This window comes from Aeromonas sp. A600620 (assembly GCF_029479985.1).
Classification (GTDB): domain Bacteria; phylum Pseudomonadota; class Gammaproteobacteria; order Enterobacterales; family Aeromonadaceae; genus Aeromonas; species Aeromonas veronii_A.
In genome coordinates, this window is sequence record NZ_JAAKXB010000012.1 from 46,030 (window position 1) to 59,116 (window position 13,087).

At 58.4% G+C, this 13,087-nt stretch carries 11 protein-coding genes; 4 read left to right on the plus strand and 7 right to left on the minus strand.

Annotation, left to right across the window (positions count from 1 at the left end):
- The first annotated feature begins 81 nt into the window (after nucleotides 1-81).
- Nucleotides 82-474: an NUDIX hydrolase gene (locus G5533_RS14905; RefSeq protein WP_216978908.1), complete on the plus strand. Its 393-nt coding sequence runs from the start codon at nucleotides 82-84 to the stop codon at nucleotides 472-474.
- A 75-nt stretch (nucleotides 475-549) separates the two neighbouring features.
- On the opposite strand, the gene pdxY is transcribed toward G5533_RS14905, so the two are convergent.
- The 3 genes from pdxY to G5533_RS14920 form a co-directional block, all read right to left on the minus strand.
- The gene (gene pdxY, locus G5533_RS14910) at nucleotides 550-1,413 is read right to left on the minus strand and encodes a pyridoxal kinase PdxY (RefSeq protein ID WP_441254970.1); all 864 of its coding nucleotides are present in this window, start codon (nucleotides 1,411-1,413) and stop codon (nucleotides 550-552) included.
- A 173-nt stretch (nucleotides 1,414-1,586) separates the two neighbouring features.
- Nucleotides 1,587-2,363 carry a DUF429 domain-containing protein gene (locus G5533_RS14915; protein ID WP_441254972.1) on the minus strand — a complete coding sequence of 259 codons (777 nt, stop codon included), beginning with the start codon at nucleotides 2,361-2,363 and terminating at the stop codon, nucleotides 1,587-1,589.
- A gap of 83 nt (nucleotides 2,364-2,446) precedes the next feature.
- Nucleotides 2,447-3,010 (minus strand): VC2662 family protein, encoded by a 564-nt coding sequence (locus tag G5533_RS14920; RefSeq protein WP_005352548.1) that lies wholly within the window; start codon nucleotides 3,008-3,010, stop codon nucleotides 2,447-2,449.
- Between the two features lie 260 nt (nucleotides 3,011-3,270).
- On the opposite strand from G5533_RS14920, the gene ybcJ reads away from it, so the two are divergent.
- Complete coding sequence (gene ybcJ, locus G5533_RS14925; RefSeq protein WP_005361116.1) at nucleotides 3,271-3,504, plus strand: ribosome-associated protein YbcJ; 234 nt, start codon at nucleotides 3,271-3,273, stop codon at nucleotides 3,502-3,504.
- Between the two features lie 33 nt (nucleotides 3,505-3,537).
- Here the strand turns inward: ybcJ and G5533_RS14930 are convergent, their stop codons facing one another.
- The 4 genes from G5533_RS14930 to G5533_RS14945 all read right to left on the minus strand — a co-directional run bounded on the left by G5533_RS14930 (nucleotide 3,538) and on the right by G5533_RS14945 (nucleotide 10,634).
- Nucleotides 3,538-4,011, minus strand: a complete 474-nt coding sequence (locus G5533_RS14930; RefSeq protein WP_421329982.1) for a DUF4442 domain-containing protein — start codon at nucleotides 4,009-4,011, stop codon at nucleotides 3,538-3,540.
- A gap of 167 nt (nucleotides 4,012-4,178) precedes the next feature.
- A complete protein-coding gene (locus G5533_RS14935; RefSeq protein ID WP_441254974.1) occupies nucleotides 4,179-5,930 on the minus strand; it encodes an ABC transporter transmembrane domain-containing protein in 1,752 nt (583 codons plus the stop codon).
- A complete protein-coding gene (locus G5533_RS14940; protein WP_421255434.1) occupies nucleotides 5,927-7,663 on the minus strand; it encodes an ABC transporter transmembrane domain-containing protein in 1,737 nt (578 codons plus the stop codon). Before G5533_RS14940 ends, G5533_RS14935 begins: the two co-directional genes overlap by 4 nt.
- Before the next feature lie 166 nt (nucleotides 7,664-7,829).
- Nucleotides 7,830-10,634 (minus strand): response regulator, encoded by a 2,805-nt coding sequence (locus tag G5533_RS14945; protein ID WP_421223189.1) that lies wholly within the window; start codon nucleotides 10,632-10,634, stop codon nucleotides 7,830-7,832.
- A gap of 167 nt (nucleotides 10,635-10,801) precedes the next feature.
- Here G5533_RS14945 and trxC point away from each other — a divergent pair, with 167 nt between their 5' ends.
- Together trxC and G5533_RS14955 are read left to right on the plus strand one after the other, a co-directional pair.
- Nucleotides 10,802-11,236, plus strand: a complete 435-nt coding sequence (gene trxC, locus G5533_RS14950; RefSeq protein WP_421255435.1) for a thioredoxin TrxC — start codon at nucleotides 10,802-10,804, stop codon at nucleotides 11,234-11,236.
- Nucleotides 11,237-11,397: 161 nt separating this feature from the next.
- On the plus strand, nucleotides 11,398-12,783 hold the full coding sequence (locus G5533_RS14955) for an SLC13 family permease (protein ID WP_421249919.1): 1,386 nt from the start codon (nucleotides 11,398-11,400) through the stop codon (nucleotides 12,781-12,783).
- Nucleotides 12,784-13,087: the final 304 nt, after the last annotated feature.

Here is a 13,087-nt window from a genome sequence, read left to right on the forward strand (position 1 = left end):
TGTTAGGCTGCCTGCATGCAAAACAGCGGTGCGCTTGAGTGCGCCCGGCTCATCACGGCAACCCCATCGGAGAGAAAACGGATGATCGACAAACTCGCCTGGCTCACCTTTAAAGATCAGCAACTGCTCTGCGCCCGCTCCCACGGCAAGGACATCTATTACATCCCCGGCGGCAAACGGGAACCGGGTGAGAGCGATGAGGCGGCCCTGATCCGCGAGATTGAGGAGGAGCTGGCCGTCACCCTGCTGCACGACACCCTACGCTTTGCCTGCGAGTTCAGCGCCCAGGCCGATGGCAAGCCGGCAGGAGTCGAGGTGCGCCTGCGCTGCTACACCGGCGAAGCGAGCGGCACCCCCATCGCTTCGGCCGAAATTGCCGAGCTGCGCTGGCTAGACAGCACTCACCTCGATGAGCTCTCCCCCGTCTCCCGTCTGCTGTTTGCCTGGCTGGCTGAACAGGGGTTGATCCGCTGACCCCATAACCGGGAGCGATACAAACAAAAGAGGTGAGCCAATGGCTCACCTCTTTTGCTTCAGACATGGCAGCAATCAGGGCAGTATCACCGCTCGCACCTCCACCTTCGGCGAATCAAACGCATCTTGCGCGGCGATCAGCTGCAACTCGTAAGCCTGCTGGCGCCAAGTCTCTTGCAGCACCGCATCCACCGAGGCGTTGGTGCGCTCGAACGCGCTGACCGCATCGTGGCCGGCCAGCAAATTCGCCAGCATCAGGGCGCTGATAAGATCGCCAACCCCCACCGGCTGGCGGGCAAAGTCATAAAGCGGACGGGCAATCAGGTAATCCCCTTGCGGGGTGGCCAGCAGCATCTCGAAGCGGCTGGAGTCCTGCGCCGCACGACCGAGATGCTTGACCAGCACCAGCTTGACGCCGCGGGCCAGCAGCTGATGGGCAGCCGCGCGGGTCTGATCCAGATCAGCCAGATGGGTATCACAGAGGGTCTCCAGCTCCAGCAGGTTGGGGGCCATCATGTCGGCCACAGGCAGCGCCTGCTCGGTCAGGAAACGGGTGACGCCGGGGGCAACGATACACCCCTTCTCCGGGTGACCCATCACAGGGTCGCAGAAGTAGATGGCATCGGGGTTGGCCGCCTTGACGGCGTTGACCACAGTCAGGATCTCGTCTCCCTGTTCGGCGGAGCCAAGGTAACCGCTCAGCACGGCATCACACTGGCTCAACACCTCGATATTGCCCAATCCGTTCACCAGTGCACTGATATGGCCCGCCGGCATCGCCATTCCCTGCCACCCCTGGGCATATTGGGTGTGGTTGGAAAACTGCACCGTGTTGATGGGCCATACATCCATGCCGAGGCGACGCATGGGAAAGACAGCCGCGCTGTTGCCGGCACAACCAAAGACCACGTGGGACTGAATAGAGAGAACGGATTTCATCGGGAATACCACAGCAAAGGATCAGCAAGGTGGGCAATATATCGGATGAAGATAACGATGCGCCACCTTGGCGCGGGATGAACAGGCAATTTCCTGACTAAAGACAGGTTTTTTGCGCCATTTGGCCCGCGTCCACAGGGTGAGCGGCGCCATGATGTGCCGCGTCCCCGTTGTCACATGCCGTTGTGCTCTACAGCATGACGGGCAAAGTGATAGAGCCATCCCTCATCACACAGCATGTCGCTGGGTGGCTGAACCAGCTCAGGCAACACCGCCACCTTGCCACCAGCGGCATATTGCAGCGCCATCAGGGCGCAGAGCGCCGCATCGTAGCGATCGGTGCCGACCAGCACGTCCGCAGGCAGTAAGGCCGCCAGCTCGGGCCGTGCCGGGGAGGCCTTGCCGCCCACTTTGGCCAATGCCGGATAGACCTCCAGCACGGCACGACTGGCCTTCGGGGCAACGGTCGGCACCAGTTGCAGATCAGAGAGCTGCGGCAGCATGGAGAGCGCCAGAGTGGCGTTGTTGCCAAGCCGGTCGAAGGTGGCCGACAGCGGCTTCTTGCCGTACTGCTGATACAACCAGCGCTCGCAGTCGCGATAGGCGTAGGGGTTGTCTATCTCCCGTTCGGGCACGGCACAGCTATGTGGCTGGCCGTTGAGCAGATCCCGCAAGGCACGGGGAAAGGCGAGCGGCGCATCGATGCCGAGCGCCAGTTGCGGGAAGGCTTCTACCTGCATCAGGGTCAGCTCGTTTTGCAGGGCGGGACGCAGCAGGGCGGCCAGATCCGGCGCCACCCGCGAGCTCAGACGAAACAGCGGCGACACCCCGAGCCAGTGCAGGCGGTTGGAGTCGGCCTGCCAGCCCACCACGGCCACCGCCTGGGCACTGCCCTGCCAGCCACGCACATCCCAGCCGATCCCGATTGCACTCATTTGCCCTGCCGTCATCAATTACCTCTGTTCGCCTGTCACAAGTTGCAAGAGGCACAGGGTAATCAGCAGATGCCTTTAACGCAAAGCGAACTGCCTTGTCAGAACGATTTCTGGAAGTTCACCAGCGGCAGAATGGGGAACACGCCGTTGGCGGCATAGTTGGCCAGCCCGATCTGCAAGCCATCGAGGTGCTTGGTCGCATTGATAAAGCCAATCTGGAAGGTGGTACGCTCGGCATAGTTGACGAAGCCAACGTTGGCCAGCGCATTGCCCTTGGCGATATTGACCGCCCCCCAGTTGAGCCCCTGCACATTGTTGGTCAGATTGACCAACCCCAGATTGACGCCGGTATCCTGCCCTTCGTGCCAGTTGATGGCGTTGATGGCGACCCCGCCAAACTGGTGGCGCACCCGGCCAGCACCCAGGAATACCCCGAGCTGCAGGCCGCTGAACTGATCCACATCGGAGAGGGCGAAGATCGGCAGATCAATACCCTTCACCTGACCGGTCCGACCGTAGAGCAGCGAGGCGCGCGCCCCTTCCACCTGATGGGACGCGGGCAAATTGACCCCGGGCAGCGAGACCTGCACCGGAGTACTGGCCTGCGCGACACCGCACAGAGTCAGGGCGCTGCATGCCAGCAGCAGGCGGGAGAGTGTCATGGAAAGTTCCTTGGGCCATTGAGAGTGGCCCGATCCTAACAGTCAGGGGCTAATGTGGGCACACCAGCCGGGACGAGGTGCGTCACGATACGTCACGGGTGGCCCTCTCACCTCTCCATCAGGTCTTGCGAAAGCGCCACCTCAAGGACAATCGGCCACTTTTTCGCAGCGAGTGGCCCCTCTTCCTTTCTTTGCCTGAGCGAACTGCCTAAAATAGTCGCCCTGCTGTATCCGGCATTCATCCATCTAGAGGATTTCCCATGGAGACGTTTCTGCTCGAAGGTCACCCCTTCGTTGCCTTGTGTGACCTTATCAAACATCAGGGGTGGGCCGATTGTGGCGGCGCCGCCAAAGCCCTCGTTGCCGAAGGGCTGGTCGAGGTGGACGGTCAGGTCGAGACCCGCAAGCGCTGCAAGATCGTGGCCGAACAGGTGGTCAACTTCAACGGCATGAAGGTCGTGGTGAAAGAGGGCGTCAGCCCGGAGATTGGCTAAACCCGTTTCGGGGAGCCACTCTCCGGCAACCCGCTAGCTGGCCTTGATCGACAGGGTCAGCACAAAACGCGCTATCGCCTCATCCCCGTTCAATGACGGACAGGTGGCTACCACCCGGATGGGGCGATTGATGCGCTGACCGCTTGCCAGCGATTCGTCGATCATGGCGTCAATCTCCTCCCCCGCTGCGCAGTCGAACTGCACATCCCCCTCCGGTCGTTTCAAAAACTCCCCCTGCACATCCTTGAAGGCGAAGTGCACCTTCTTGCGCCGCTGCCGCCCCTTCTCCATCACCAGCAGACCGCCTACCAGATCGGCGCCGGTCGCCAGCGCGCCAAAATACATGCTGCCCAGGTGGTTGCGGGTACGCCAGCCAAGAGGAATGCGAATGCGCAGCGCCTTGGCGTTCATCTCTTCGATGATCGGGGCACAAAACCCGATGACGGGAATATAGCGCCAGGCAAACAGCCGAAGCGCCAGATTGGCTTTGAAGCGTTGCAAATCCATATGCGAACTGATCCGATGAGTTAATGTAAACAACATGTTGCCTGCATCTGCGCCATTCGACAAGCACAGGGATCACGGTTACGACCTTTTGCCCAACCCAAAAAAACAGAGGGAACCGCACCGGTTCCCTCTTTTCGCTCATGTCGCTGTTACAGCAAATGTGCCGATCAGGCGCGCTTCTCTTCGAGCCAAGCCCCCTGACTCTGCATCTCGAACAGCTGGGCATAGTGACCGCCGAGGGCCATCAACTCACCATGGGTACCCCGCTCGCTCACCTGACCGCGGGAGAGCAGCAGGATCTCGTCCGCATCGACGATGGTCGAGAGGCGGTGGGCGATGGCGATGGTGGTGCGGCCACGACGGGCGGCAGAGATCGCCTGCGACAGCGCCAGCTCGGTCTGGGAGTCCACACTCGCCGTTGCTTCATCCAGAATGAGGATACGCGGATCCCCCACCAGCGCGCGGGCAAAGGAGAGCAGTTGCCGCTGACCGGCGGAGAGGTTCTTGCCCCCCTCCTCCATCAAGGTGTTGATCCCCTGTGGCAAGCTGCGCACAAACTCGGCCAACTGCACCTCGCTCAGCGCCTGCCAGAGCCGCGCGTCATCTATGCCGGCGCGGCCGAGACGCAGGTTCTCCGCCAAGGTGCCGACGAAGATAAAAGGATCCTGCTGCACCAGCCCGATGCTGCGGCGCACCGCCGCCAGCGACAGGGTATCCAGTGCGTGATCATCGAAACGGATCTGCCCCTGATCCAGCGGATAGAAGCCCATCAGCAGGCTGATAATGGTGGACTTGCCGCTGCCGGTATGGCCCACCAGCGCCAGCATCTGGCCCGGTTTTGCGGCAAAGCTGACCTCCCGCAGCACCTGCTGCTCACCATCGTAGGAGAAGCTCACCCGCTCGAAACTGACCCGCCCTTCCAGCGGGAGCAGCTCGCCCTCGGTACTCTCGCGGGTTTCATCGAGCAGGGCAAAGACCCGCTCTCCCGCCACCATCGCCTGCTGCAGCTGGTTGAGCTGATTGGTCATCTCGATGAGCGGCTCGATCATCCGCCCCAGATAGCTGATAAAGGCGTAGAGCACCCCCACCTGAATGGCACCGGCGTGGCTCACCCCCTCATGGGAGAACAGCGCCAACAGGCCGATCAGCACCATCATGTAGAAGAGATCGATGAGTGGACGCAGCAAAATGCCGTTGATCTTGAGGCTCTTGATCCGTGCCGACCAGTGCTGCTGGTTCACCTCGGCAAAGGCGTTGGCAAAGTGGCGCTCCTGCACCATCGCCTGAATGACCGGCATCCCCTGCAGCGACTCGTTGAGGCGGCTGTTGATGTCGGAGAGCAGGCTGCGAGTCGCTCGCACCACCGGCACACTCAGTTTCTGGTAGAGCCACATCACCCCGCCCACGGCGGGCAGCAACAGGGAGCAGACCAGCATCAGCCGCAGATCCAGCAGCGCCATGGAGATGAGGATGCCGCACAGCAGCACCACCTTTTGCACCAGCAAGCCGATCACCTGCACATAGAGGTTCATGATCGCCTCGGTGTCGTTGGTGATGCGGGAAATCAGCGAGCCAGAGCGATGCTTGTCAAAGTAGCGGGCCGGCAACCGGATCGCGGTGGCAAATACCTGCTCGCGCAGGGTTTGCACCACCGCCTGGGCGATGCGGTTAAAGCGCAGGGATTGCAAATAGAAGCCCGCCGCCGAGAGCACCTGCAAACCCAGATAGCCCGCCGCAATCAGGGCAATGGTGGGCAGCACGATATTGCGAGGCGCCAGATAATCATCGATAAAGAGCTTGATCAGCAGCGGCCCGGCCACTTCGGCGCCGGTGGCGAGCAGCAAACAGATCCCCGCCTGGATCAGCCAGCGAGGATACTGGGCGCAGTAAGCGAGCAGTCGTTTAATTGTCGGATTCACAGGCTCTCCTCCACCGCTTCTTCGAGTCGCTGATAACGCACCATATCTGCATACCAACCATTGTGCGCCATCAGGGCACCGTGATGACCCCGCTCGCTGACGGCCCCCTGCTCCAGCACCAGGATCTCGTCGGCCTGCTCCACCGCCGTCATGCGATGGCTGACCAGGATCAGGGTGCGACGATGGGCCTTGAGGGAATGCAGAATTTGCTGCTCGGTGTGGGCATCCACCGCCGAGAGCGCATCATCGAGCACCAGAATGGGTGCATCCAGCAGCAGGGCGCGGGCAATGGCCAGCCGCTGTTTCTGGCCGCCGGAGAGGGTCACCCCTTTCTCCCCGACCTCGGTCTCATAACCCTTGGGGAAACGCACGATATCATCGTGGACACAGGCAATGCGTGCCACCCGTTCGACCTCCTCGCGGCTCGCATCGGGTTTGCCGAGGGCAATATTGGCAGCGATGGTGGTGGAAAACAGGAATGGCTCCTGCGGTACATAGGCAAACTGGCTGCGCAGTGTGGCGAGCGGCAACTGGTCAATCGGAACGCCACCCATGACAATCGAACCGTGAGTCGGATTGGCAAGGCGCATCAACAGCTTGAGCAGGGAGCTCTTGCCTGCCCCGGTGCGCCCCACCACCCCGAGCATCCCCCCTTGCTTGAGGGTAACGTCGATATCCGCAAGCAGGGTGCGCTGCTCAAGTTGATAGCTCACCCCTTTGATCTGCAAAGGAAAGGCAGAGGTAAACGCGGCCGGCTGGGCGGGCTCTTCGATATCGCTGCGCTCCCCCAGCAGGCTTTCGATACGGGAGTAGGCGGCGCTGCCCCGCTCGATGATGTTGAACAGCCAGGCGATGGCAAACATCGGCCAGATCAGCTGGCCGAGGTACATGGTGAAGCTGGTGAGCTCACCCAGAGTCAGCTCATCGCGCAGCACCAGCACACTGCCCCCCGCCACCGCGAGGAAGTAGGAGCAACCGATACAGAGGTAGATGACCGGATCGAACTTGGCATCGATGCGGGCCACCGCCATATTGCGCTCCCCCGCCTGTTTGGTCAGCTCGGCAAAGCCTTCATCTTCCAGCGATTCAACCGCATAGGATTTCAACACCCGCACGCCGGAAAGAGCCTCCTGGGTCTTGTTGTTGAGCCTGGAGAAGGCCCCTTGCGCCGCCTTGAACTGGGTGTAGATCTGGGTGCCGAAGCGGTTCATGAAATAGGCCATCACCGGCAGCGGCAGCAAGGAGACCAGCGTCAACTGCCAAGAGTACTGGCTGCACATGATGGAGAGCACCAATACCCCGACCATGATGGAGTCCACCAGAGTCAGTACCCCTTCGCCAGCGGTCATCTCCACAGCCTGAATGTCATTGGTGGCATGGGCCATCAAATCGCCGGTACGGTGGCGCTGATAAAAATCGGGGCTCATCCGGGTGAAATGGCAGAAAAGGCGATTGCGCAACACATAGGCCAGACGGTAAGAGGCACCGAACAGCATCACCCGCCAGACGTAGCGCAGCAGATAAATCAGCACACCCAGACCAAACAGCCCCGCCAGATAGCGCATCAGGGTACCATTGTCGAGACCGCCCTTGGTGATGCCATCAACCACCCAGCCCACCACTTTGGGCGGAATAACGGTCAACAGGGCCACCATCAGCAGCAGGGAGATGGCAGCCAGATAACGGGGCCACTGCTCCTTGAAAAACCAGCTCAATCGTAGAAATACGCTCACACCACCAACCTTTAGCGCTCTCTGCCCGTGACCGCTCCAAGGAGCGGCCATCAGAGAAGCCACGCAGAAATAGAACAATGAAAACAATCGCCTCCGGCTGGAGGCGATTTGAACGAAAGCTCATCATATCCCGAACTGGGATGGTTGAGAATAATTACTATTTAATTCACTGTGACATGCGATCATCCCCTGATGAATAGGGATTATACGAATTTTCATGCTGCTCACCGGTCAACAGGAAGTGTGACACCTCTTCCCGGGTCTGGCTGAAGACCTGTTGCAACTGCTCCAGATCCGCCTCGCTCAGCACCTCGTTTTGCCGCAGGCGCCACTCCAGCTCGCCAGCCACCAATTGCAGACGGGCCGCCGAGATATTGGCAGACACCCCCTTGAGGGTGTGCAGTAGCTTGCTGGCCACCTCGGGCTGCTGACGGCGCAAGGCGGAACGGATCTCCCACAGATCGTCCTTGTGCTCCGACATAAACAGCTTGAACAGGATCTGCAATGCCTCCTTGTCCTGCTCCAGCCGCTTGAGGGCATCCTGCAGATCGAGGATCCCCATCATATCCGGCGGTTTCACCTCCATGATCCCCGCCTGCTCCACCCCTTGCGGCTTCACCCACTGCAGCAGGTTGTTGTAAAGATCCAGCTTGCTCACCGGCTTGGTGACGTAACCATTCATCCCCACCCCCAGGCAGCGCTCCTTGTCTCCATGCATGGCGCTGGCAGTGAGGGCTATGATGGGCACATCGTGCTTGTCGACCATTTTGCGGATCTGGCGGGTGGCATCGAGTCCGTCCAGCACCGGCATCTGCAGGTCCATCAGGATCACGTCAAAAGGCTGCTCGGCAACCCGCTCCACCGCCTCGCGACCATTGTTAACCACGCACACTACCGCATCGACCCGACGTAGATATTCGATGATGAGCTGCTGATTGACCCGGTTGTCTTCGGCCAACAGCACTCGGGTACCCTGCAACAGGGATTTGAAGTGCTGCTGATCCCCCTGAGCCTCTGCCTTGCGCAGATTGAGTTCATAAGAGCTGCCATTGAGCAACTCGTCCACCTTGGCCAGCAGGGCATTCTCGGTCATCGGCTTGGGCAGAAAATGGGTCAGCCCCATGCTGTCCATCCGGGCGTGCAGCCCCTCTCTGGCCCAGGCGCTGATCATCAGGATGGGTATCCGCCGCCACTGGCTGTGCTGATACATCTCCAGCGCCAGATCGAGCCCATCCTCCTGCCCCATGCGCCAGTCGAGGATTGCCAACCGCAGATTGGGCCCCTCTTCACGCAATAATTGACGGGCACGGGAAAGGGAGTTGACCGGCAGCACTCGCACACCCGCCCGAGTCAGGATGTCCCGAGCCAGATCCAGCACCAGTTCGTTGTCATCCATCACCATCACCAGCGGCTGGTTTTCGAAGAAAACTTTCCGTCCAGCCACACCGTAGACCGCCTGCGCCATCGGGATATCGAACTTGAACAGAGAGCCGACGCCAGGCTTGCTCTCTACGGTGATCCGCCCCCCCATCAGCTCCACCAGCCGCTGGGAAATATTGAGCCCAAGACCCGAGCCGCCATATTTGCGGGTATTGCCCGCCTCCAGCTGGGTAAACGCCTGAAACAGTTGGGTCTGCTTCTCTTCGGCAATGCCGATGCCGGTATCGCGCACACTGAAGCGGATCCGCATTGGATGGGAGTTGGCCAGATCGATGGAGACTTCGACCTCACCACGTTCGGTGAATTTGATGGCATTGTTCACCAGATTGACCAGAACCTGCCCCAGCCGCAGAGGATCCCCACGCAAGAAGACAGGCACCTCCGGCGATTTGCGAATGATCACCTCCACATGTTTGCGCTCCGCCAGATCGGCAAACATGCCCGCCAGCGAGTCGAGCTGCTCGCTGAGATCGAAGTCGATCTCCTCCAACGTCAGCTTGCCGGACTCCACCTTGGTCAGATCGAGAATGTCGTTGATAAGCAGCAGCAAGGTATCTGATGAAGACTTTATCTTGCCCAGATAGTCCCGTTGTTGCTGATCCAGCTCTGTCTGCAGTGCCAGTGAGCTGAAACCGATGATGGCATTCATGGGGGTGCGGATCTCGTGGCTCATATTGGCCAGAAAATCGCTTTTGGCCTGTGCCAGCAAGGCCGTCTGACGGGACAACTCGCTCAACTTCTGATTACGACGCCATAGGGTATAGGCCACCAGCACAAAACTGATCAAGGCACCGCCAAGCACCATTAAATAGAAGCGGTTCAGCAATGATGAAGCCCGCTCCAGCTTATCCATCTTCCAGCGCACCAGGTTATCGCTCACCTGCATATCGATGAGACGATGGCGCAGGGTATGATAAGCCATCACCTGACGACTCAAATCCTTGCTCAGGTTAACCAAGGTGATCACCTCGGGTTGCGAGCCGTAATGGGAAGCAAGAGCACGCTGCAACAAGCTCAGCTGTTGCTGATACTGGTTATCGGCGCTGTGTTGCAAAAAATGGCTGAGTTGGGCCAACTCATTGAGATCACGATGCAAGAGGCTCTCTGCCGGCGTGATAGCGCGTACCTTCTCAAGCTGATGCTGAAAGGGTTGCACGATATATTCCACCGCCTTTTCCATGCTGTACAGTCTGGCCAGCTCCATCTGGTAGAGATCCAAATCCTGCAGCAACCTCTGTGAAAGAGGCGTTTGCTCAACCTCAGCATCACTACGAACCCTGTGAACAAAGCTATCGAGGATACCGGATAACTGGACGAGCCGTTGCTGAACATTGCTATCATTGGCACTCTCACGACCAAGCAGGTAAACACTGTCGGTGTTGATCCGGTTCAGCACTGCCTCCGCTGCCTGATTCAGGCTGTATGCACGCTGCTGTTGACTAAGCAGTTGCCAGCAAAGAACCGAGAAGCCGAGCAACAAGGCAGCAACAAGCAGCAGTACCACAGGGCTCTTCCGTGATCCTTTATTCATCCCGTTTTGACTCTCTACTTATAATGGCCGCTGAATTGTCCGGCTTGAGCAGAGCTCGGAGTGGAAGTGTCCATCCCAGCCGAGCGCTGTGTTAACGTTATTTCACTATTTTAACTCTGGCACTATTTTCATCACAGCCACCAGAACCGATCTTCAAGGAGACTATTATGTCATTTATCACTACTTATTGTAGCCACTGCTTTACAAGAAACCGCCTGCCCTCCACCCATGTAACCCACTCCGCCAAATGTGGGCACTGCAAGGCGTCCCTGTTCAGCCAAACCCCTTGCCTCGGGAAGGCGGATAACTTCGATACCCTGATCAACTCCGATATTCCGGTCGTTGTCGATTTTTGGGCCAGCTGGTGCGGCCCTTGCCAGCAGTTTGCTCCAGTATTTCATGATGTTGCCCATGAACTCGAACCACGGATGCGCTTTGTCAAAGTCGATACCGAGCAGCAGAGCACCATTGCCGCCCGTTACGCCATTCGCAGCATCCCCACCCTGATGGTCTTCAAACAGGGTAAAGTGGTGAACCAGATAAATGGATCCCTGCCCAAGAACATGTTCAAGCAGTGGCTGGAACCGTTCATGGATGTTTGATTTATATTTCGCACATGTTTTATTTATGTGTTCATTTCCTCATTTTTATCAATGAGTATGTGAGTAGAGGCTGATTTTCAACATGTGAGTCTGTTTCAAACAAGTGAATGGATGTAATCTCGGCAACACAAAAACAACCATAAATTAACCGAGAGAACATTATGCACACATCAGCTGTACCCTCTGCTCCATCTCGCTGGCTGGATATCAAGACCGGGATCGTGATCCTGGATCTGCTCCTGCTATGCATCATGCTCGCTTGGCTCCCTTTTGATCCTATGGTCAACAAGGGGCTGGGCATTCTGGTCTTTATAGCTATTCTCTGGCTGACCGAAGCGGTCAACATCACTATCACCGCGATCTCCATCCCGGTACTTGCCACCCTGCTCGGGGTGTTTGATATGAGCAAGTCGTTGACCGACTTCGCAAACCCGGTGTTGTTCCTCTTCTTTGGCGGTTTTGCCCTGGCGGCAGCGCTATCCAAACAGGGGCTAGACACCCAGATTGCCGGTAAGGTGATGCAGCTCGCCAAGGGACACCTCGGCTGGGCTGCCATCGTACTCTTCAGTATTACTGCGGCACTCTCCATGTGGATCAGCAATACCGCTACCGCCGCCATGATGATGCCGCTGGCCCTTGGCATGCTCAAAGGTCTCGACATTCACAAGGAGCGCCGCACACTGGTCTTCGTATTGCTTGGTGTTGCCTACAGCGCCAGTATTGGCGGCATCGGCACCCTGGTAGGCAGCCCGCCCAATGCCATTGCGGCCGCCCAGATGGGGCTGGGCTTCACTGACTGGCTGAAATTTGGCATTCCTGTTGTCCTCATCTTCATGCCAGTAGGCATCGGGCTGCTCTATCTGGTAACCCGCCCCAACCTCTCACATCAGGTCAGCACAGAGCGAGTGACCATAGAGTGGACCGGCCAACGCAAGGTGACCATGCTGATATTTCTGACCACAGTGCTGTTGTGGATTGGCTCCCAGCCTATTGCCCAGGCGCTGGGAGGAATACCTCAATTTGATACACTGATCGCCATGGGAGCCATCATCGCCATCGCCGTCAGCCGGGTAGCTAGCTGGGATGACATCAACCAGAACACCGACTGGGGAGTACTGATGCTGTTTGGTGGCGGCTTGACCCTGAGCGCCATCCTTAAGCAGACCGGGGCCAACGCCTTCCTGGCGGAGCACCTATCCAACGGTCTGGCCACCATGCCGATCTTCGTCATCCTGCTCTGTCTTGCCACCTTCGTGGTGTTCCTGACCGAGCTGGTATCCAACACCGCTACCGCCGCTCTGCTGGTTCCACTGTTTGCCGGAGTCGCAGAGGCACTGGGAGTCTCTCCCATTGTCGTATCCGTGCTGATCGCTGTCGGTGCCTCCTGCGCTTTCATGCTGCCAGTGGCTACCCCGCCCAACGCCATTGTCTTCGCCAGCGGCCATATCCAGCAGCGTGAAATGATGCGGGCCGGCCTGGTGCTGAACCTGGTCTTCACCGTCATTTTGACCCTGCTTGCCTATTTTATGGGCGACATACTGCATTGATGGCTGGTGGCTCGCTCGCCGGGCTCCTCAATCAACACCAGGTTCCAACAAAGCCCCGTATCATCGGGGCTTTCTCTTTTCCTGCACCCCAACGGCCATCTGTCACATCCCTGACCATCGTCAGCTTGTGCCATGCGACAGCAGCGAGAGTACACATGATGATGACTTCAGACTTATGAGCGATACGGGTGCCATGAGATGAGGTGTTCCCGGGAAAGGCTGGTAATAACGACATTAAAATAATATGTGATGCCCTGTACATCTATCACAGATGATCAAGCTTTTTGCAAATGGTGTACAAATA